The sequence below is a fragment of the Arthrobacter sp. UYCu511 genome, from assembly GCF_040547105.1.
Classification (GTDB): Bacteria; Actinomycetota; Actinomycetes; order Actinomycetales; family Micrococcaceae; genus Specibacter; species Specibacter psychrochitiniphilus.
Window position 1 is genome coordinate 38,927 of the sequence record NZ_JBEPPB010000016.1, and the last position, 21,544, is coordinate 60,470.

Annotated in this window: 18 protein-coding genes and 1 pseudogene; 2 read left to right on the plus strand and 17 right to left on the minus strand. The window is 57.7% G+C overall.

The features are described 5' to 3' along the window. Positions 1-455: 455 nt before the first annotated feature. The 6 genes and pseudogenes from ABIB48_RS17010 to ABIB48_RS17035 all read right to left on the minus strand — a co-directional run bounded on the left by ABIB48_RS17010 (position 456) and on the right by ABIB48_RS17035 (position 4,359). Positions 456-1,139, minus strand: coding sequence for a hypothetical protein (locus ABIB48_RS17010; RefSeq protein WP_354213708.1), 684 nt, complete (start codon positions 1,137-1,139; stop codon positions 456-458). A 64-nt stretch (positions 1,140-1,203) separates the two neighbouring features. Then, positions 1,204-1,908, minus strand: a complete 705-nt coding sequence (locus ABIB48_RS17015) for a hypothetical protein (protein WP_354213709.1) — start codon at positions 1,906-1,908, stop codon at positions 1,204-1,206. 217 nt (positions 1,909-2,125) lie between these two features. Beyond that, positions 2,126-2,556 (minus strand): annotated as a pseudogene (locus ABIB48_RS17020) (GNAT family N-acetyltransferase). A gap of 217 nt (positions 2,557-2,773) precedes the next feature. Then, complete coding sequence (locus ABIB48_RS17025) at positions 2,774-3,001, minus strand: hypothetical protein (RefSeq protein ID WP_110106290.1); 228 nt, start codon at positions 2,999-3,001, stop codon at positions 2,774-2,776. A gap of 206 nt (positions 3,002-3,207) precedes the next feature. After that, a complete protein-coding gene (locus ABIB48_RS17030) occupies positions 3,208-3,819 on the minus strand; it encodes a GrpB family protein (protein ID WP_354213710.1) in 612 nt (203 codons plus the stop codon). A 99-nt stretch (positions 3,820-3,918) separates the two neighbouring features. Continuing rightward, the gene (locus ABIB48_RS17035) at positions 3,919-4,359 is read right to left on the minus strand and encodes a cytidine/deoxycytidylate deaminase family protein (RefSeq protein ID WP_110106291.1); all 441 of its coding nucleotides are present in this window, start codon (positions 4,357-4,359) and stop codon (positions 3,919-3,921) included. Positions 4,360-4,558: 199 nt separating this feature from the next. On the opposite strand from ABIB48_RS17035, the gene ABIB48_RS17040 reads away from it, so the two are divergent. Beyond that, positions 4,559-5,116 carry a hypothetical protein gene (locus ABIB48_RS17040; RefSeq protein WP_110106292.1) on the plus strand — a complete coding sequence of 186 codons (558 nt, stop codon included), beginning with the start codon at positions 4,559-4,561 and terminating at the stop codon, positions 5,114-5,116. A gap of 80 nt (positions 5,117-5,196) precedes the next feature. Here the strand turns inward: ABIB48_RS17040 and ABIB48_RS17045 are convergent, their stop codons facing one another. Then, entirely contained in the window at positions 5,197-5,682 is a 486-nt protein-coding gene (locus ABIB48_RS17045; RefSeq protein WP_354213711.1) for a hypothetical protein, read from the minus strand. Between the two features lie 436 nt (positions 5,683-6,118). Continuing rightward, complete coding sequence (locus ABIB48_RS17050; RefSeq protein ID WP_354213712.1) at positions 6,119-6,880, minus strand: TetR/AcrR family transcriptional regulator; 762 nt, start codon at positions 6,878-6,880, stop codon at positions 6,119-6,121. Here ABIB48_RS17050 and ABIB48_RS17055 point away from each other — a divergent pair. Further along, positions 6,804-7,871, plus strand: a complete 1,068-nt coding sequence (locus ABIB48_RS17055) for an ABC transporter permease (RefSeq protein WP_354213740.1) — start codon at positions 6,804-6,806, stop codon at positions 7,869-7,871. The two genes, ABIB48_RS17050 and ABIB48_RS17055, sit on opposite strands and share 77 nt — an antisense overlap. A 67-nt stretch (positions 7,872-7,938) precedes the next feature. Here ABIB48_RS17055 and ABIB48_RS17060 read toward each other — a convergent pair whose 3' ends face one another. The 9 genes from ABIB48_RS17060 to ABIB48_RS17100 all read right to left on the minus strand — a co-directional run bounded on the left by ABIB48_RS17060 (position 7,939) and on the right by ABIB48_RS17100 (position 21,471). Then, complete coding sequence (locus ABIB48_RS17060; RefSeq protein WP_354213713.1) at positions 7,939-8,274, minus strand: hypothetical protein; 336 nt, start codon at positions 8,272-8,274, stop codon at positions 7,939-7,941. Between the two features lie 377 nt (positions 8,275-8,651). Next, entirely contained in the window at positions 8,652-9,686 is a 1,035-nt protein-coding gene (locus ABIB48_RS17065) for a CU044_5270 family protein (protein ID WP_354213714.1), read from the minus strand. Beyond that, entirely contained in the window at positions 9,661-10,248 is a 588-nt protein-coding gene (locus tag ABIB48_RS17070) for an RNA polymerase sigma factor (RefSeq protein WP_354213715.1), read from the minus strand. Before ABIB48_RS17070 ends, ABIB48_RS17065 begins: the two co-directional genes overlap by 26 nt. A 271-nt stretch (positions 10,249-10,519) precedes the next feature. Next, positions 10,520-11,743 carry an IS110 family RNA-guided transposase gene (locus tag ABIB48_RS17075; protein ID WP_354213716.1) on the minus strand — a complete coding sequence of 408 codons (1,224 nt, stop codon included), beginning with the start codon at positions 11,741-11,743 and terminating at the stop codon, positions 10,520-10,522. 511 nt (positions 11,744-12,254) lie between these two features. Continuing rightward, positions 12,255-12,860: a recombinase family protein gene (locus ABIB48_RS17080; RefSeq protein ID WP_110106294.1), complete on the minus strand. Its 606-nt coding sequence runs from the start codon at positions 12,858-12,860 to the stop codon at positions 12,255-12,257. A gap of 300 nt (positions 12,861-13,160) precedes the next feature. Next, complete coding sequence (locus tag ABIB48_RS17085; protein ID WP_354213717.1) at positions 13,161-15,539, minus strand: DUF4062 domain-containing protein; 2,379 nt, start codon at positions 15,537-15,539, stop codon at positions 13,161-13,163. A gap of 1,196 nt (positions 15,540-16,735) precedes the next feature. Beyond that, positions 16,736-17,320 (minus strand): hypothetical protein, encoded by a 585-nt coding sequence (locus ABIB48_RS17090; RefSeq protein ID WP_354213718.1) that lies wholly within the window; start codon positions 17,318-17,320, stop codon positions 16,736-16,738. Between the two features lie 27 nt (positions 17,321-17,347). Next, entirely contained in the window at positions 17,348-20,926 is a 3,579-nt protein-coding gene (mobF, locus tag ABIB48_RS17095) for a MobF family relaxase (RefSeq protein ID WP_354213719.1), read from the minus strand. Further along, positions 20,923-21,471, minus strand: coding sequence for a hypothetical protein (locus ABIB48_RS17100; RefSeq protein WP_354213720.1), 549 nt, complete (start codon positions 21,469-21,471; stop codon positions 20,923-20,925). Before ABIB48_RS17100 ends, mobF begins: the two co-directional genes overlap by 4 nt. Positions 21,472-21,544 lie beyond the last annotated feature (73 nt).

The window sequence follows — 21,544 nt, forward strand, 5'->3', positions numbered from 1 at the left end:
GGTCTTTGCTTAGACTGTCCAAAAGGCAACATAGACAGGATGGAACTATGCAGAGCGAACTAGCGGCAAAGGTTTTCGGCGACAAAGAAGATCCTCGACAGCGACTGCAGAGCATCTTTGGCGGTTCGTCAGACTTAGCCGGACCAGCCTCGGCCGCACACGAATGGGCAAAGAATGTTCTTGACGAAGCTGGAGTAGATCCAGCAGAACATAACGTCACAGCAATACGATGCCTGCGGACTGCCCAACCCCGTCTCACCCTAAAAGCCTCGGCATATCTGGTCGACCACTTGTCAAAGCGATAACTTGTCTCAATTATCGTTCGGCCTACGGTCCAGTAGATACCCACCGGGGAATATGGCAGATGGTGGGCAGAAGTCCGGAGCCCTTGAATCGGATTTGAGATGCTAACTGTGGACGATTCACCAAAGCTGCCTAGCAAACATTCACTCGTGTTAGTCCCACCAGAGTTGGGCGATGGTCGTTCCTGAGGGTGTTGTTGAGAGCACGGTGAACTCATCACAGGCCCCCTGAACATCGTCGATCATCTTTGGTAGGTCTGCGATGGCTAGGGTCATGGTTGCATCGTCGGTATCGGAGAGATGTAAAGGAACTGCCCCCGCTTCGAGGTACCAACGGCGCAAGATAACGCTCAGGGCTGTCCTGCTTCCCCAGTTATCGGCACCTTCCCATTCAAGATGGGCAATAACATCACCTGGATACGCCAATCGCATGGCGATCAGCGTCCCACCAACATCAGAGATCGGGCTCTCATCGGGAAGCTCAAGTCCAGAGGTGACAAGGGCTTGTGCAGGTGTGTCGTTGCTGGGTAAGGAAAATTCGGCTCTGGCATCATTCTCGCCAAGACTATCTAGCTCCTGGGCTGAGCAGTCATCATCCTCGGAGAGGGCTTCCCATTCAGAGGCGAGGTCATCGGCGTCTAGAAGATCGCCACCGATAACGAAGGCATGCCAACTACTACCTTGGGCGTTGAGAATTTTCTGGATACTCCAGGCTGATTCACCCGTGATATCAGGACCCCACACGGCGACTTCCTCCCGCGAGGGGCCCAGCACCATGTGGGGTGTATCCAGACCGAGGTCCGTGGTCGCATCGCTCAAGGGGTGTTGAGTGTTCATCGGTTTACCGGGTCCATTCTGGTCTGAGCGATCTACTCTGCGGGGTGTGGGGATGGCGCTGTTCTTAGTTGCTGAGGCCCATTCGTTCTCTTACCTCTGCGAGGGTCAACGAGGTTTCCTGAGTTTGCATTTCTGAGGCGTTGGTGACCAGAATCGACGGCCCCGGATAGAACTCTGCATCAAAGGGATGCAGCCCCAGGGCTGCGCAATACCGTTTGAGCATGTCCAGAGTGAACCGGTCACGAACTTTCCTACTCGTATACGCTTCAACCTCCTCGAAATCTAGGACCGGCTTGTCATCGGCATAGAAGGACCAGCGCGCCCCATCCTGACTCAAAGAAATAGCACGCACATAATTCGATGGCGTTCCCACTGGCCCGTATAGCTCGAACTGAATCCCACCCCACGGCCCGCGTGAGGCATCTTTTGATGCTGGGACCGAACAAACAAATAGACCATGACAACCCATAGTCTTGGCTAGATAACTAATAGGAGTTTTTTGGTCACCCCCTAGAACGTCACAGTCGAAGAAGGCAGTCCAGTTCGGATTGCTCGTGGCTACCAGTAGTTCTCTTGAGGTCCACCCGGATACCAGAGGTTCAAGTTTCAGCACGTTATCCTCAAACCCACCAAGAAAACGTTCTTGCCTAGCCGAACCATGGATAGCCACACGCCATTGTTCTAAGGCCTGCGCAACCTCACCTAAAGGCGCCTCGAGGAAGCCAAGACCGGAGGTAATGGGGACATAACGGTCATTCAATAGCGTCACGCCACAAGCCTTTCAAAAGGAGAATGTATTCTCTGAGCAAGACCCAGCCGGCGGGATCATTGAGCCAGTCTGACACGAGGAAGTCTCGGCCGCACGCAAAAGCCATTCTTGCCTCGAATAATCTTGGCTCAAACCCACCTGATCAATGCCGTCCACTGTCCCGTAGAACCTCGAACGGGACTCTTGCTGCTGGGAGAAGTCTGATTCCCTGTGCGGATCAGTTGCCGAGCAGGTTCTTCGTCATTGCGTAGTTGGTTAGCTGCACGCCGACCATCACGGGATGTTGTTTTGCCTTGACGACGAACCCGTAGCGCTCGAAGAACGGTCGGGCCGTGATGCTGACATCGGCGGTCAGTTCTGTCAGACGCTCTGCGCGTGCGTGGGCCTCCACGTCGGCAAGCAGGAGGCGTGCTACCCCGGTCGTAGGTACCGCGGGGACACGAACATCATGTCTATATACCCTTTCGGGTCTACGTCGGAGAAGCCTGCTGGCTCTCCATCCACGGTCGCCACGTAACTATTCCGCGCGTTCATCGCGGCGTGCCAGGCGGACAGTTCGCGCGCTTCTGGCCGTGCCCACGCCTCAATCTGCTCGGGCGAGTAATCGGAGGCAGCTGTTTCGGTCACTGCGCCAAGGAAGATCGCCATGGTGTCTGCAGCGTCCGAGAGGCGGTACGGACGAATGGCGACTACTGGCACATTGGTGTTTGTTTTCAGGTCCACAGAATAAGCATCCCACCGCGGCTGCCCATGACCGCGCGGCGCTTATCGTGTCCCGTAGCCGAACCTTGACCGACCGGCTCCTAGTCCGCAGGACAATATTTGCCCATGGTCACGCCTTCGCAGATCGTATGGAGTTTCTGGCCTATCTGTTTGATTGCCACTTCTTGTAAGAGTTGGGCAGCAAGATTGCCACCATGACCACTATGGCGATGCCCGGCACAAGTGCCCACGGGTTGGGATTGCCCTCGGACCCAAAAATAACGAGAAGCAGACTAACGATTCCGAGCACTAAAAGTACGATGTGAATCCAGAACATGGCTCGCCACAATCGCAAGTCGCTTTGTCGGCTGGCTGCTTCCCAATCCACCATGACCCCACCCTAGAACGGCGGCAAGAATTTGGGTAGCAGCGAAGTGCGTCCCGCGCCGGGTGTCCCGTATAGAAATTGGCGAACTGTCTCGTTAGCCGGTCGGGCACCGGCCCATGGATTCATGCGGGCGCTGGGGCTGAAAAGTCGCTCCATCGCAGTTCCAGAGGGGAACCATCACCGGGACGGTGCGCCCCTGCTGGTGGTTTCTAGGCCTTGAGTAGGCCTGTGGCGATGAACGCTTTACGGTAAATTTCTTTGATTACGAGTTCCTTGTGGGCGTTGTATTGCATGGAGTGTTCGCCGGCAGCCCGTGACAAAGCTGCCGCCTCACGTTTTGTATCTGCGTAGAGAACACGATCGTCAGGATTGGCGCGAAGCCAGTCTCGGAAGATTCGATGCTTGATTACCTCGGGGCTGTCATATCCAAAGACGTGAAGATGGCAAGCTGGCTCCAAGTGGCGCAGGACGCGGTGTCCGAACCACCAAGGCTCCCGAACCCGTAGTTCGAAACCGGCACGTTCAAGTGCTGGAACGTATGACTCCTCATCGTTGGGGTCGGCGACGATCAGGTCAATGTCGATAATCGGCTTAGCGGGCAGGCCTGGAACTGACGTCGAACCAACATGTTCGATCACTAGCGCGCGCCAGCCCAGGGCGTCCTTGATCTCCTTGGCGAGCACGTGGAATTGCCCGGGCCAAGCGTCACTCCAATCGACTACGTCGAAATTAAGTGAGGGTCCGGCGCCAGGAATATAGGCGGAATGCCCTTCGGGAATGGGCGGGTCATGAAACGTCACGATGTCGTTGGGGTGTGGCATGAGCCTATTCTCACTGATCCTGACCGCTTTTGAGCTCTGCAACATTCTCACGTTGGCAAAGGGACTCCATAAACGGAACCGTTTACCGGACGTCCTAATTCAGACTTGCTCGGCAAGGTAGTCGTAGCTGAACGGCAAGAGGTCGCTGGCAATAACGCTCACAAGTCCATGTGGAGTATCGAGGATTACGCGGATTCCTGGGTAGTAATCAACAAGAATCTGCCGATCCCGCCCGCAAGGACTTTTCACGCCTCGGTCATGATTTCCAACGGCCACAATGTGAGTTAATTCAGCCGCACCTGCGGCGCGCGCTGCTCCGAGCGCGACGAGCTCCGCGCAGGGACCGCCTGTGAAGTGGTACAGATTCACGCCTGAAAAGGTCCGTCCGTCTTTTGCTCGAACCGCAGCGCCCATTGTGTGCACACCTTCGTTCCCAGGTCCGGCATCAGTGGTTGCATTGATTGTCTCGCGTGCCAGGCCGATGAGAGACTTCTCGATCTCTGACAAGGGGAGCGCAGAAGCAGGAAGTGAATTGGGCATACACCAATAGTAAGAGGGCTAACGTCTGCATCGCCCGTATGTGGAACGGTCTGCGGGACAGGATCCTCTTGGTGGCCGCGTGACGGTGAGAGTTGAACACACTTGTTTGGTCTCGACCCCGTCGCTCACGAGTCATCATTTTCTTGAGTCATTGAGGTGAGCGGGTGTTTTCGCCGTGCCATGGAGGTAGTGTCACCATATGCCCGCGATCATAGAGCCGAGAAGCGAACTGATTCCTGGTCCAGCCACAGTTGCTGCCCTAGTGGCGCAGCTGGTGGAAGGAACATGGCCGAGCACCGATGAGGAACGCGAGACTCTCTTCAGGCACCTCCTCTTCGAATCCGGAGAACGCTTGGACCACGACTCGGACGCGTCATCCGCGGCGTCGTATACCCTCCTCACTGACCTGCCAGGTATTTCCTTTGCTTCATGGAATTTGTTTCACGGCAGGTTCATGAGCGTTCACTTCCACCTATACACGTTCCCCAAAGCGCGGGCCCCTGAGACCCGCCTGGGCCACGACGCAGTGTCGGGTATGTTGACCGATCTGTACGGCCCGCCGAGCAGGCCGTGGGAGGACCAAGAGGTGCCGCCCAGTATTTGGAAAGTCAACCACCGAGAAATAGTCACACATCTCTTCACTACGCGCGAGAGCTCGTTGATGCTCAGCATTTCTGACGGGGAGCTTGCTGTTGCAGCAGAAGCGGAGGCAACCCACGAGACCGGCGATTCAGACAGGATCGTCCCATCCCAGTAGTGGAACCTCTTATGGGACCGACAAGGTTCGCTGACAAGGGGTTCGCCGTCACTGGGGCGTGTTGATGTCGGGAAGTGGTATTACTTCGAACTCTCGATATTTTTTATCACGGTTATCAGCTCGGGTGAGTAGGCGTATGTGGATTCTCCAATGATGGTTATCCACCATTTGCCACAGAGTGAGCTGGCCTTCTGTTCGGCGCCTTCGGGCCACCAGTCAGCTTTCAGAGTTGCCGCGCCTTTGCTGTAGTCAGCTGCCTTAATTTTACTCTCTTCATCGTCAGCGGGGGCCGGTCTTTCGCCGGCTGGAATTGCTTTACAACTATTGGGAAGCGTGGCGTTCTTCATCGTGATGATTCGTTCTGACCCGGTGGTGCGGAGCACTTCTTTGATGTCCGTGGCCTTTTCTGGGATCCAGCTGGGCAGCACTCCAGCACCGTCCTTAGCGGTAGCAAAGGACTTGGTTTCTTGCTTGTCGTTTCCGTTGCCGTCGATACCGGTGTTGCAGGCGCTCAAGAGCAATGCGGTGCCGAGTGCTAAAACGATTGATGTTGATATTTTTTTCATAGTTCCAGCGTATTTCTCTCATGGCTGGTGGGCATCGGAGTACGGAATGAAATGATCTCCTGCCTAGGGTGGATATTCCAGGCCTGGGAGGGCTGACGAGTCATCCTGAAGTCGAGGTCTGAGAGTAACGAGCACTAAAAATTGACGCTAAGACGTTCAGTCCTAACCAAAGCATCCTTGACCTGAACATACCCATTGCCGAAATAGGAACCGCTAACCGGGGCAGTGAGCTGAGGTGGTCACGTCCGAGCTCGCCCCTTGATTTCTCTGCATTCGGGGAGCACCAGTCTCGGGGACTCTTTGGAGCAACGTTTACACCGCTCCTGCTGTGTAGGTAACCTCGCAAGTGTTGGGTAAGGATGTGTGCTGGGTAGTTGATTTCAGCTGACCGCGCGACAGGTGCGTCAACTGTCATGACACAGCTGATAAGGGGTTGTTAGGGCGCGATGATGCTTAGTCCGGAGAGGTATTCCTCGGCATTGAAGTTAGGGACGATTGCGGATTGGATCAGGAAGCCCTGGCAGGTGCCCAGCAATACCGGGGCGTGCTTCCCTGCCTTCTCGGAGGCTTCAGCAGGTGGAAGTCCGCGTGTCTGGGTGTACCAGTGGGTGAGATAGTTGGCGAAGAGTGCTTTGATCTGGTTCAGTGTCTCAACGACCATGGGGCGTAGGTCCGGGTCAGTCACTGCCTCGGCCCAGACCTGCAAGAGCAGCCCATCGGTGACAAGGTCTTGGCGAATGTTCAAAAGAAACGCGGTGAGGAACTCATTCGGCTCTGGTATCGGATCGCTCGAACCTAGGGCGTCGACCCTTAGCAGGAGACGGTCTAGGACACCATGAACGGAAACGTCAATGAGATCGTCTTTGTTCTTATAGTTGCCATAGATAGCCCCGGCCGAGAGCCCGGACTCAGCAATGATGTCCGCCATTGACGTCCCCTGGAACCCCTTGCGTCCAAAACACCGCAACGCTGCCGCGGCGATTTCCCTGCGGCGATCTTCACGATAGCTCTCTGTTACCCTCGGCACACATCCCCCTAAAAAGAATGATCGTTCTTGACAAGATCTCCTACTAAGTTCATCATAAAGAACAAGCATTCTTTTTACTAGTTGGGACTGATCTGTGTCTATCGTTACTGCGGCTAAGCCGCACACCAAGTGGTCACGTGTGGCCGTCATCGCCGTCGCAGCCGCTGCCATCGTCGCGGTGGTCCTCCTCGCCTTCACCTGGGCAGGTGTCGGTTCCACGGCCAAAAACATCCCCTTAGCTGTCACTGGCCCTGTTGCACAGGTCCAGGCGCTGGAAAAAGCACTGGAGGAGAACTCTTCCGGGACCTTCGAGATCACCGAAGTGGCCGATATGGATCAGGCGACGGCGCTGATCCGCACCCGTGGCGTTTATGGTGCGGTGATACTCGGTGCACCTACCGAGGTCCTCACTGCCTCCGCTAACGGCACGGCCGTGAGCCAGATCTTGACCGGAGTCGCCCAGCAACTCCAACTCCAGATCAGCCAGAACACAGTCGCTGCTGGTCAACAGGTGACGACGGCACCCAAAGTGATCGTGACCGACGTCGTACCCTTAGCGGAAACCGATGCGAAGGGCACCGGACTGACCTTGGCCGCCTTCCCTTTGGCCTTTGGTGGAATGATCGGCGGCATCCTGGTCTCGCTAGTGGTCGTCGGGAACCGGCGCCGGCTCGGCGCGTTGGCGCTCTACTCGGTTCTGTCGGGCGGGATCATTGTCCTAGTAATGCAAGGACTCTATGGCGTTTTTCAAGGCAACATCGCGCTCAACATCGCCGCCGTGGCCCTCTCACTACTGGGGACCAGCTCCTTCATTGTCGGCTTGAACGCATTGATCGGCACAGCCGGGATTCCGATCGGCGCCGTGCTAACCATGTTGATCGCCAACCCAATCTCTTCCGCCACTGCACCCATTCAATTTCTGCCCGGCCCCTTCGGCGTCATAGGCCAATTTTTCGTGCCCGGCGCGTCAACAACCCTGCTGCGAGACCTGTCCTACTTCCCCGACGCCAGCACGCTTGTGCCATGGCTGGTCCTGACCGTGTGGACTCTCGCCGGGGTGGTATTCACTATGATCGGGCACTTCAGAAACCAAGAAGTCGTCCACATCGAAAACTCCCTCGACCCCGAAACAACACCAGCGCTGTTAACAGCGAACCCCTAGCCCCAGCAAGCACGGGGCTGCCGATACCCGCCGGGAGATTCACACCAGAAGTCCGACCTCGGGTTGGTTAAGTGGTAAGCATCCACACCAGGACTGCTGCGTTGACCATAGACATAACCGCGGGGCCTATCGTCTTCAGTCGATCGGAGATACGCGCTCCGATAACGGCATCAATACCCTGAACGACAATCATGGCCAAGGCGGCAGCGGCCACGAACGAGATCGAAGAACTCAACAGCCCGACAATGGCCACGAGGACCAGCGCCAGACTTCTCGCTAGAGCATACATCGAGGGAATACGCGACTCTGCGGTTGCTGACTGTAAACCCATCACCGCATATCCGCCACTCACGAGTGAACTGATCACGGTCACAGCGGCACAAACCCAGAAAGCAATTGACATCTCACCACTCTACGCAAGGAGCAATGACCGCTCCTAAATGCCCCCATATATCGAACCTTCAGCGGGCGCTGCGCTGGCCAGACCATGCCACGAGGCGCGTGAGCCATGATGGTTGCCCTTTTGGCCGGGTGATCCCAATAAAGTCGAAGAAGGCTCTCAGAAAGTACTCCAGTCATTTTGTTCGCCGAACCTACAGCGTATGCGGTGCTGAATGAGGCCATTGATGGAACGCTCTGCGGGACATGAATACTTTGCTGCACTTCACCCTGACAGTCCACGAGGGAGAAGGCTAGACATGAGCATGCCTGTGCGATTGGTCCCGTTCGTTGAACCACTCGCACAGGCAAGTTTTTTTGTGCCGCGTTCACACGTGATGGTCAGGGCGCTGAGTCGGCTACGGTGGTGCGGATCGTTGTCCAGCCGATCGTTGCCCCGGCCGGTACCGTCCCCGTGGCTTCCAAAGCGACTTGCCGTTCCCCGATCAGCTGGCCTGTGGCCGGGTCGATGATGATGTCCTGACGAATGTTTGATGCGCCTTCAACCCTGCCGATTGCCACTCCGCTTTGGCCGTCCAACGTTGCCTGGTTGTCGGTCACCGAAACCCCTGGGATGAGTGCGGCTGCCTTGTAGAGGGCCGCCCGCAGATCGGCCGGAACTAGGCCCGTGCGTAGCACGTCAGCAATCCAGACTAGTGCTTCGCCATCAACGGACTGGCCGGACCCGATGGTTTTCAGGTAGATGCCGTTGAGCAGCATGCGCGGGTCCCTGGAATAGCCCTCTAGTTCCTTTTGGCTGGGAAAGGAGCTGGGTGAATCGTAGAACGCGCCATTGGCTGCCCTGAGATGCTCGGAAGCGTCCCCGATGTCCTTTGCTTGCGCCATGGCAATTTCTTTGGCTTGTTCGCTGAAAAATGTTGTGGGTATGCGCCCTGAGCGGTCCCAAACCCATTCTTGGTCTCGGTTGGCTGGCACGTACATGGTCATCTTTTCGGTGTCGAGCCACTCAACTGTGGTGTTGGAACCGACGATTCCCGAAGCATCCTGCACACCGTAAATGCTCAGCCATAGGTTGGTGCTATCGATCTTTAAATATTGACCGGGCAAGAGCACCGGATCCGAGGTTTTGATGGTCAGCGCCGCAGCGTTGTTCAAGACCTCGGCCGCTTGAGCGGTGGCAGCTCCTCGCCAGCCAGCCAAGCCAATCACGTTTCCACCCACTAGGGCGGTGACAAGTCCCAGGGTTGCAGCTGTCATCAAGGTCAGGCGCAATGCCTTCCGGGGACGCCGTTTGCTCTTCGTGACGACCCCCGGGGTGATGTGACGCAGCAACTGGTCACGGCCGCCGTTAATCACTGAATCCTTGACGATCGGAACGTCGTTACGCATTTCATGCAGTAGCTTGAGCTCGTCCATGGTCTACCTCCTCGGTGTTATTGCGGAAAGGTCCAGTGGCGTCCTTCAGTATGCGCCGGGCCCGGTTAAGTCGTGACCTCACAGTGCCGATTGGCACCTTGGTAGCCTCGGCGATGCCCTCATAGCTCAGCTCCGCCCATGCGTAGAGCAGGATGCATTCCCTATCAGCTGCAGAGAGTGCGCGCAGCGCACCGGCCAAGGCTGACGTGGCTGCCGCAGCATCAAGCTGCTCGGCAATCCTGTCGGTGCTGTCGGCATAGGAGTCACGGCCAGAAGACTTGGCCATGACTTTGAGGATCTTCGCCTCGGCCCTGTGGTGTTTTCCCAGCAGGTTCGTTGCAATGCCAAATAACCAGGGCCTGGCATCGTCCCAGGTTTGGTCGAAAGAGTCTCGCCGCTCATAGGCAACGAGAAAGGTCTCTGACATAACGTCCTCGGCTGCCGATTCACCAGCGCGGCGTGCGGCATACCTGTAGATCATGCGGGCGTATTTATCGTAGAGCTCGGTGAAGGCCTGAGGGCTGTCACAGGATCTGCGAATGATGTCGGCGTCTGTAGTCACACTATGTATTACCCATTGGGAGGAAAAGAGTTCACGGAGAAATAGAAACCTTCAGAATATTGTCCAGAAAGCGGGCGGCGAAGCCACCGAATTGGCGCCTGTCGAGTGTGCACTGGACCTACACCAAACCGGATCAGGGTCGCACGTCAACCCTAGCAAGGGCGTCATTTTCCATCGTTTCACGCAGCCTATCGCCGGTTTTCCGCGTCGCAACTTCCTCAAGCGTGTCACATATAGGCGCAGCCAAACCGTCCCGATGCTCCTATTCTTGTCAATTGCTTTCGTGGGACTGTTCTTCAACCCAAGTTCGGTATCGAGCAATGGCCTCGCGGTCCCGGGACTTGCCATGCTCAATCCGTGAAATTGTGGCAGGCCATGTCCCCAACGCGGCTGCCACAATCACTTGCGTCAGACCCAATTCCAGGCGCAGCGTACGCAAGTCATTGGTCAACGGAGCAGGTCGAGGGTTCTGCATGACGTGGAAGATTTCGCGGGCAACATAGCGCTTGAGGCAGCGGATGATGTCCTTTTTGCTCAGGCCGTCTTCGGTACGTTTGGCGACATAGGCACGTGTCCTGGCATCCGTGGACATTCGTACCACCACGATCCGGTAGAGCGAGCTGTTCGCTTGCCTGTCACCGCCCCTGGAGAGCCTGTGGCGGCGTGTTTTTCCGGAAGAAGCAGGCACTGGCGCGACCCCGGCCAAAGCTGCGAAGGCCCCCTCGCTGACCATCCTTTCGGGGTTGTCACCGAAGGTCACCAACAACTGGGAAGCGACCACGGTGCCGACACCGTTGACGTCCAAAAGCTCCGGGGCATAAGTGGAAACGATGGCTGCCAGCGCGGCATCGGTCTCGTCTATTTCCTCACTCAGGAACCGGTGACGAGCCCCCATCCGCTTAAGCGTCATCAGGGTCGCTACGACCGGGTCCGCAGGATCACCAGATGGACGGCTGACAACCATGGCCTTGACCCTGGCCTCGCTGGTCATACCCCGGTACTTGGCTCTGACTTCGTCCGGTGCGGAAGTGAGTACCCCGCTGATCTGGTTCAGTAAGGCCGTGCGTGCCTTCATAGCGCTGGTGCGAGCGGTGCGCAGCACCCGCAAAGCCTCGACGTATCCATCACGTGCCTTGGGCGTGGACGTGCCCCGGTCGGCCAGCACCGATTCGGCGGCTTGGTAGGCGTCCAAGGGATCCGATTTGCCACGCAGGCGGCGCTCAGCTCGGTTTGGACGGTTCACCTCCCGGATGCTGAAGCCGTGTTCCGCCAGAACACGGGCGAGCTCGGCTCCGTAGGACCCTGTACCCTCGACGCCAACCGCGGTGACGGGGCCGAAGCTGGTCAGGTAGGCAGCGATCTCCCGGTACCCGGAACCGACGGCCAAGAACTTGCGATCACCGAGGTGTTTTCCGTAGTCGGTAATCAGGGCCACGTGGTGTGTGTCGGCATGCGTGTCTATGCCCGCGATGACTTTGAACTGTCCGTTTGTCATGATGGATGGAGCTCCTCTGAAACCGGTAAAGCAACAGGGTGGGCTCGTGTTGACCAGTCGGGCAGACAAGACTGTGATGGGACCTTTGGAACAAGCTCCTATGAAGTCATGCTCGGCTGGGCAGCACGTTTGGTGCGGGCCACCAGCCGGCGGACGGATCGGGACGAAGACAGCCCCTCAGGGGCGTCAGTAAGCCGGGGAGTCACACCGGACTGATGACTTACTATCATCATCACAGTAAGCCGGTCCTTCAGCTGACGCACCGGCGGCTGACCTGCTGCCTTGCAATTGGTGGGCCATGCAGTGTCCATTTAGGGTGTCCGGTGAACCGTCCGGTGACGGAGCGTCATACGGTACAGGCCAAATGGCTTTGGGCAAGGTTCATCTGGGTGGGGGAGTGGTCTGGCCCGTCTTGCTCTTAGGGGACCAGAGGTACAGCGGTTGGCGATAAGCGCATGATCATGGTTGTTAGGGCCCTGTATTTCCTTTGCCGTCCCTGCCCCGACAAGATTCAGTCTTGAGTGGTGATCCAGTTCTGGGCTTCGATCTCTGCGATGCGACGGTACAGGGTCGCTCGGGACATGCCTAGATCTCGGGCGACTTGGGTGGCGGATTGGCCGGCATCGATGAGTCGTCGGGCATTGTCGATCTGGCTGTTGGTGAACTGTGGCCGACGGCCGCCCAGGTCTTTGCCGGCGGCTCGGCGTTTGGACACTGAATCGGTGATGCGTTCCCGCTTGATGTCCAGTTCCATTTGCGCCAGTGCTGCCATGACGGTGAAGACCATTGAACCCATGGGCGTGCCCGTGTCCACATCGCCGCCTCCTAGATTCAGCACACGCAGCCCGATTTTGCGCTCCCGCAGCCCTTGGGAGAGATCCAGCATATTGGCGGTGGATCGTCCGAGCCGGTCCAAAGTGGTTATCACGAGGGTATCGCCTTCATGAAGGGCCTTGACGGCATTATCGAAACTTGGCCGGCTGGTCCTGGCACCACTGACTCCGTGGTCCGTATAGAGGTCATCGTGGCGCACACCGGCACCGAGTAAGTCAGTGATTTGTCGGTCAGCGTCCTGTACCCGGGTCGATACGCGTGCGTACCCGATGAGCTTGCCCATTGTCTTCTCCAAAGTGTCGCGCAACAGTGGTTGCCTACCGCAATCCCAGCCCTTGCTTATGAGACATAGTAGCAAGACGTGGTCGCCTTTGAATTTTCAAGGATCGTGCAGTGTCTCGATCAGTTGTCTTGTATCCCTAGGCTTGCAAGACAACCCCATTGGAGGGTCAGTCCAAGTCCTGAAATTTTGTGCCGGCTTAACGAACCCTTAGCACCGGATACTGTTCCATTGCTCGTTATGGCCTAATACGATCCCACGGCGGCCAAAGTCACTTTCAGATCGTTCTCAAGTTCTTCTTCACTACGGATCTGAACGGCTGTCCTCATCTGTGATTACCTTCACGCCATATAGGAGCTCGTCGATGCCTGCAATCACGTTATACCAATACGTCTTCGCAGAAACGTATTCGACTAGCAGGGTCCTGAGCTCATCGTTAGAATATCTCTTCGCCAAGGCATCTAGAGCGGTCATCCTTTCGCCTGGGCTCTCAAAATGAAGTGCTTCCCTCAACTCCTCGTGGGTTCGTTCTGGCTGGCGAAGGAACCACTGCCGAGATGCTTCGCGGAGGTTGCGAGTCTCCGCGGTATTCCAAACCTGGGCCAAAGCGGGGGCGAGGTCCGATGCCATGGCTACCTCAGCAACGTCTATGAAAGTAGAGGCATCCAAGGCCGGCAGTTTTTCTTGGATTGTTGAGAGTAATTCCGGCCGAGCGATTTTTGAAAGAGCAACCAAGGCTTGAGAGGGACCGACTAGTTGACCACTATCCAGTTCGCGGACAAGTCTCAGCGCGTCTTCGCCACCTTCTCCGTTATTTCCTATGCACTCACTGGCGTATGCGCGAATTTTCCCTGCAACGTATTCAAGGGTCGTCGGATTGTCACCCATGGAAGGTGCAAGCCGGCCCCTCCAGCTCGCTGCGTCTGTGTCTAGGATTTGCCGAGATTCCTCAAGCATGTCCTCACCCACCTTGATGGTGAGTGCATGCCAATGCTCATAGTTGAAGGGGGATGATTCGACGAGAGCCTGTAGTTGTTCAGTCGTCCTCAAAGCTGCCAGCAGTCGCGGTTCTAATTCTGGCGGGAAATTGTGAGAACTGCTGCTGTTGCTGACGATTTCCAACGCCACTTCTCCGAAAGTCGGATCGCTCGCGGCCTCCGTTGACAACAATTGAATAGTCTCTCTATCCTTCCAAGCCAACGTTTGTCGGAGAGACTCATCCTTCAGCTTGCCTTCTGCGAGAAGTTTACTAACAGCGGCCCTACGCAAGTGAGGGGCCGCAAAACGGGCCACCCATTCCAAGCGCTCCGAAGGCAACCTATCGATGTGAGTGGCCAAATATTCAGAGATGGCGTCCACATTCTTGGCGAAGCTGTACGGGGCCAACGAAGCCAATTTGGCAAAATCACCGTTTGTGGCCTCCTCAAAAGCGCGTAATGCCTCCTTGGTGGATTCGTCGATTGTTTCTTGTTGTGACAGGGATCGTACGAGCCAAATGTCGTCCGGTCGAAATTGGGAAACCAAATAGTTGAAGGCTGATTCAACCCCGGGGAGTACCGCGAAAATCTCCGTCCATGCTGTCTGGACATCGTCATGGTCTGTTGAAGCGATGGCATTCTCTGGACGTTGCCAAAGGGCCACGGGCCTCAGGTTGAGGCTAGTCATAACTTTAAGCGCACCCCGAACAGCGCGTTCGTCATCGATCCGAGTGAAATCTACCAATCTACGTTCCACGCGGTCTTGGCGATCCCCATCCTTGAAATCCAAGAGTGCCCATCCAGGTATCGTTCGTTCTTCCGAGGATGTCGATCGACCTATATCGGTGAAGAATGTCCGCAACCAGATGTTGCCTTCAAGTTCGGTGAGTTGCAAATCGTCCAGACGACCATACAATCGATTGACAAGATGTGCCCCTAGCGGTTCAAGTTCGCGTTCACATGCGCGGGCGAATAGCGCTAGACGGTCGAGGTCCAGTTTTGTCCCTTCATTTTTATTTCCAGTCATTATGGAAGTAAAGGCACCCAAAACTTCGGCAAGCTGTTCAGCTGCGGCATTTGGCGGCTGCTCGCTTTCGCTGTCTTTTGGGGTGGCTTGTAGCTCTCCTCTGTTGGGAGTGGAAGTACCCGTGGCCTCCAATGCCGAAGGGCCCGAGTCAGCCTCGAGGGCGAAGGGAAGAACCTGTTCGAGCAGGAAATTAGAAACTATTTTGCCTAGTTGATCGGCATTGGAGAATTCGCCGTAGAGCGCGATACGTTCAGCTTTGACTTTGGTTCTGAACTCGATGACCTGACTAAGTTGAGGTCCGGGATCTGATAGCGATTCGTCGTCAATTTTGGCAAAAAACATGCCAATGGCAGGGGAGCCGTCATCGTTCTTTCGACGCTCTAGGGCTATTTCGAATTCCTCCTCGAAGCCCGATGAACGCTCGCCAGTAGCCGTCCCCCATCGCTTGTTTAGAAGTCCAATGAACACGTCGCATTCACGTACCATCGGATTAATGCGCTCTTGGGGCCTGCCGTAACCCGGTAAAGTAAGCTCCCAACCCACAACACGAAGCCGAATCCCGCATGCGGACAATACATGATTCAGCTCATCGCCTGTTGACCGGATAATCTGTCGTTCATCTGCTAAGTCACTTGGCGAGGCAATGAAGACGACCAGTTCCCTTATGTCCTTCTGCATCCACTCTCACCTTTGAACTATCGTTTTCCAGCAAGCGTACCGTTACCGTTCTGCTAGGGCAGAATCGGCACAGGTCTCCAGAAGTAGTACCTAATCTGGAAGGGACAACAGCGTGAGGGACAGCGTGCCGGATATTGGTGTTTGCATCATCCCGTGCAGTTCTGGCCGGTGGATCGTGTCATAAAGAGTTCACCCTACGAACAGAGCCAGCTGTTCTGACGTTTCCTGAAATTCTGTACAGAGCACTTCTGACAAATCAGACGATTGAACACGACTCTTGACGTTTGTGCACCCGCGTTTTGAAAATGACAAGAACCCGCGAACATTGAGGCCTTACTGCCGCGGCGGTCGCTAGGTCGGTGAGACGTCTCGTATCCCTAGCGTTGTAAGACTGCAAACGAGCGCATATGCCACCCAACATCTGGATTAGTTGTCGAAACAATCAAATGCTCGATGTCTCCAACTGACAGCGCAAAAAGCGCCAGCTTCCGGGTGGATGCCTACTGAGGGTCCATCTCACAAAGCAGTTTTTCATCGGTTTCCTACACTGGGAGTTGCAAGACGGTGGAGCCCTGGATGACGGTCACCGCCACGAGCGGCATCTACAGCCAACTACGGCGACATGTGTCTAGTGTCGTCATGTTGCTATTTCAAGTGAGGGTCTCATTATCGAGACGCTACTTGAAAGAAGCTAGAACACTCTCGAAAAACTTCCGGGCGCCATCCGTTGCAGATGATTCGTGATGACGATTTTCGAGTACATCAGAAAGCCAGCTTGGTCCATGACCGGCAACTGAAGGTACGAAGGGGCTACGGTTCAGATTTGGTATGAAGTGGTCGCCCGTGCGCAGTTCCTCTGGCGACTGAGACCGAGAGGCTACTTCGAGGGAATATGACAGGGGGTGACAGGTAGAGATTCTTCCTAAAATGAAATAGCGAGCTGCGCGCCAAACCTCCCGTACACTGCCATCCAATTCAGATGTGAGTTGTCTCGCAACCTCAATGTCTCGATACCCATGGGATACGAGACAGGACAACGGTTGGGAGAGCCGCTGGAATCGCTCTAGGCGATGTCTGCCGTCCTTGACGGCGGCGTAGGTCCGGGTTTGAAACCTGGCGGTGCAAATTGACAGATACAGGCGCGCGTCGGCTGGGCATAGTTGTTGAATGTCCGGCGCTACTTGGTCGGCTGCAACCTATCTGGCCTTGGAAGAGTTGACTTGGACGCGTGATCGGTATTTTGGATCTGTAACGAAGGGGATGGCTGCCGTGGATGCGTAGGTGTGGTAGTCAGCAGCCATTAGATAGTAGATCTCTGGCCAAGGTCCATGAACCTGAATCTGGGCGGGGTCTGGTGAGATGAGGAGCACTGAACTTCGCCATATTTCATCGGGAAGGGCTTCAATCCAGGCACGCTGGATATGACCAAAATGATCCCACCGAATGGTTACCCAGGCTCCGACTGGGTCGGTGGAATGAATATCCAGAACGCTCACTTCAGTGGTGACTCCGAGCTGGTTCTTGACGGCGGAAAAGTGGTCCCATTGTTGGACGGCATGGGTAATCCACGCCCGCGAACGGCGGACTTTTACGACCCAGATGGTTGCTGCAATGCCGGCCAAGACTACGGCCGCAGCCACGAAGGCCAAACCGACCACTGCGGCCGCCGTCTGGGCTAAGAACAGCCGAAAGGCGGTGGTGAGGCACACGCAGCCGATCACGGCGAGTGTGACTGCCCAGCCAGATGAGGCCTGGGGTTTGACCATCGGGTTCGTTCGCATGACTCGACCTCTGCCTTTGTACTGATTTTACAGCGAGGGTCCGACAACGGGCACTGGTGATTGCCGTCGGGCTGTCGGCTCGGGTGACGCCGTCGTCGTGGGGGTGCTGTCGTGGGCCGCGGTGATGCGAGCCTCGAGCCTGGCCCGCTGGTCGGAGTGGTTCCAGTCAGCGGAGGCGGGCATTGATCCGAGGGGCAACTCCGGGTTGTCAATATCCCAACGGTCTCGGAACCCTGCGACGTCACGCACCAGCGGCTTCCACGCTCCGTCATTGGCCTGCAGGCCGGTTTGTGAGCGCAGCACGCCCATCCATGGTTCTTCGTTGGCGAGGGCGTGGACGGCCACCTCGGCCACTCTTTTTGTGATCCGCTGTTGAACATTGCTGAGCAGTTCTTGGAGATCGTCCCGGTTTGTGGGCACCGATGCTGGCACGGTCCCCAGTGTTTCCTCGGAGGGTCGCCGGCGTTGGAGTGCTTGCAGGCGGGACTGCACGTCGGCGGCGACGTTACGAGTGCTGTCTGCTGGTCGGAGACCGCCGGCCAGGGCTTGTTCGGCAAGTCCACGGTCAGTGACGGCGGCACGGCCCCATGATGCGACCATGGCGCTCCAGGACGGCGATTCACGCATCACTGTTACGAGCTCGGGGGAGTGGGTGCTGATGAGGTGGGTGATGTCGTCGGATGCCGCAATTTGTGCAAGGTAGTCGTGCTCGGCGAGCAGGCGGGACAGGGAGTTGGTCTGGTTGTGTTGTTCTTCGCGAACTTCGTGGGCGGCGTGTTCGGCGCCTTCGACGGAGAGCACGCCTCCCAGGATTTCCCGCCAGTCAGGCAGGGCCGATGGGTCCACGCCATGATGGTCGCGCGGGTCGGGTTCGCTGATGTAGGCGTGGTTGCCGGCCTTTCCTCGTGTCATGGAGACGTAGAAGAGTTCTCGGGTGAGCCTGCCTTCGCTGACGAGGGTGTGGCCGGTGTCCACGGTGATTCCTTGGGAGCGGTGGGCGGTGGTGGCGTAGCCGAGCTCCACGGACTCGGCAAGGTACCCGGCGTTGAGGAGGATCCTTGCACCGTTATCCTGTCGGATCCCATCGATGGACCCATCGGGGTTGGGCGAGCCGGAGACGGTGATGAGGGTGCCGTTGCGGATGAAGTCTCCCGTGTCGTCGATGATGTGGCGGTCGTTGCGCCGAGCCAAGATCGTGTCACCTTGGCCGGCGTGGAGGCCGTCACTGAGACCGACGGTGGCTTCCGCGTCGACGGCGCCGGTGCCGACACGGTCTGCCTGGGCTCGTTCGTTGAGCATGGCGACGGTGTCGTTGTCGGGGGCGATCAGGATCGAGGTCCTGCCGGTGCGGACGTCGGCGTCCCAGCGGTTGTAGGCGTCATCGACCATCGTGTCGTAGGTGCCGCTGCTGATGCGCTCGTGGGCTTCGTAGGCGGCGATGACGTCGAAGTCGCCCTTGCGGAGTTTCAGGGAGGCGGTGCGTTCCCAGTCGTTCGTGAAGCGCCAAACGGTGGTGAGCCGTTGTGCGCATCCCGTCCTGTCCAGCCACCCAAGAACTCCGCCGGCATCGATGGCGTCTAGCTGAGCCGGATCACCGACGAGCAAGACTTTGGCCCCGGCGGATGAGGCTTGATCGAGCAGGGCGGCGAGCTGGTAGGTGGAGACCATGGATGCTTCATCGATGATGACCAGCTGGTTGGGCCGGAACTGCCACTTCGATTGGGTCGCTGTAAGGGCACTCAGGTGCTGCGCAAGGCGCTCCATGGCCTTTCGGGCCTGATTGTCTCGTCGTGGGGATTGACAGGCTGCCTGGTACCTTTCCGCGGCTTCTACGTAGTGTCCGGCCCGGATGGCGGCGCCCGGGCCTGTGGATTCGTAGAGCCATTTGCTCACGTTGTCCGTGGCCAGCTCGAGCTCGCGACCGAGGACGTCGGCAGACGCTGCAGCGGGGGCGAGCCCCACGACTGTCCCTGTCCCGAAGTGGGCTTCCCAGAGGGCTTTGACGGCGCTCATAGTAGTGGTCTTGCCCGTCCCGGCGGGACCGACGACGGCGTCCAGCCGCCGCCCGCTGGCCAGGACCGCCTCGGCGGTCCTTCGCTGTTCGCCTTGCAAGGCTTCTCCACGGCGGCTGATGAACTGTTGGAGGGCTTCCTGGACCGTTGTTTGGTCGAGGAGTGGGCCGGCGTCGTTCGTGTGGGCTTTCATGATGGCTTCCTCATTCGTCAGTGTGGAGACATCAGTGAAGAGGTGGGCGCTGGCCAAATCAAAGACGCTGCGGCCGTTGAAGGTCAGGTCGGGTGCGGTAGTGGTGGGGATGCTGTAGCGGAATTCGTTGAGCGCGATGGATTGTTCCTCGGCGGCGGTGGCGATGGCCTCCATGAGGCTAAGACGGTCGGCGGGTGTGGCGCAGCGGATTTCCAGGCACACCCGTTCCGCTTCGGCGATCAGATTCCAACGGTTCCAGGTGGCTCGGCGCCGGGCGACCAAGTCCTTCACCAGTCCGGCGGTGCTGGTGATCCAGGCAGCGTCGGTGTCGGAGGAAGTAAGTGGGCGGGTGTGGGAGCGGTTGATGGTTGCTGACAGCACGGCCTCGGGATCGAAGCCCCTGGCTTGGGCTCGTTCGCGCCATTGGCGGGTGCGGGTGTTGAGGGGGACGACGTCGTGGTTCTTGGCGGTGCGTGTGGACAGTGTTGCTTGCTGCCGGAGTTTGAGTTTGACGGCGTTGCTGGGTTCCCGCCCGTGGGTTTCAGACCAGTCGTGGATGAGGCGGGCCGCTTCAATATCGATTAGCCGGGACCGGCTGGAGAACTCGCGGATGAGTTCATCGTCCACGCCGGACAGTTCGAAACTGTAATTGTGGATGGGGCTGGTGGGTGTGCGAACCTCAGCCTCGGTTCCCAGATCCAGGCCAAGCTGATCGAAAAGGAGCCCGTTGTAGTGTTGGCTGGCGGCAACGGTGGCCTTGTAGAGGGTGCGGGAGTCAAGGGTGGTCCAGGCGCCGTCGCTGACGCGTTGGGCTCTGTTGGCGATGACGACGTGGGTGTGCAGCTGGGGGTCCCCGGAGCGGGACTCCCAATGGTCGAAGGCGGCCGCGATGGCGCCGTGGACGCCTACGTGGGCGACACAGCCGTGGCCGGCACGGGTGTGGATGGCGGACGTCTCCAGCCAAGCCAACGTGGCTTCGAGGGCGGCATGGTGGGCGGCCATGACCTTGTCTTTGTACTCGTCACCACCCAGGGCCCACAGCACGGATATGGACTTTGGCACACTGAACGTCATGTCGAAGCCGGCCACCGCCGCACGGCGCACGGGATGCCCGTTCCTTCCGGTGACGGTGGACGCCTGGTTAGGCGTCCTGCCCAGGGCTGCACCCGTGGTGGGGTGTTCGCCTCGTTCAAAGAGGGCCTTCGCCGCAGCGTCGGTGACCGTGGAGTGCGGTTCCATGCCGATGCCGGGAAGTCCTTTGCCGAGCCATTGCCCGGGCGGGTTGCTGGCGGTGGTGTAGTAGCCGGTGAGGTCCCGGGTTTCGATGTCGGCATGGCTGGTGGTCTTGAGGAGGTAGGAGACGCCGGCGTCGGTGGAGAGGCGGGCTATGGAGACGGTCATGACCTGCCCATTTCTGTGTTCCAGCCTCGGCGTTCGAAGAGTACTGCCGTCGACTGGTCGAGGCGTGTGTTCGCGTCCGAATGCAACACGAGGACCTGGGCGGCGAGGTGTCGCATGTCTTTCACGGCCTGAATTTGGCTGAGGCGCCGCTGCTCATTCTCAAGGTGCAGGTGCTGCATCGAGCGCTGCAGCTCGTCGGCCTTTGACTGCGTTCGTGACACGGCTTGGGCACTTACATTGAGCTTTTCATGAGCCGCAGCCAGCTGGCTCTCAAACGACTGAGTGATCCTGGTCAGCTGGCGTTGATGGGTAGATCGCAGATTCCGGATCGTAGCCTCGTAGAGGGCGGTGAGGGCCGCCATTGCCTCCCGGTTGTCGGCGGCGGACTGATCATTTCGATTGCTTGCCGCTGGTGATCCGGCTGGCGTGGTGTGCCGGTAGTTTCGTTGCCGTTGGCGGTGCGCGCACGCGGGGCGGCAGAAGAGCTGTCGTGTGCTCGAGGGTGTGAAAGTGGTGTTGCATTCGGGGCAGATTCGCGTAGTCATACTCCTCCATGGCAGTCGGGCCCGATTTCACCATGACCAGCCGTCACCCGAACGTGACGCCAGCCCACCTCGG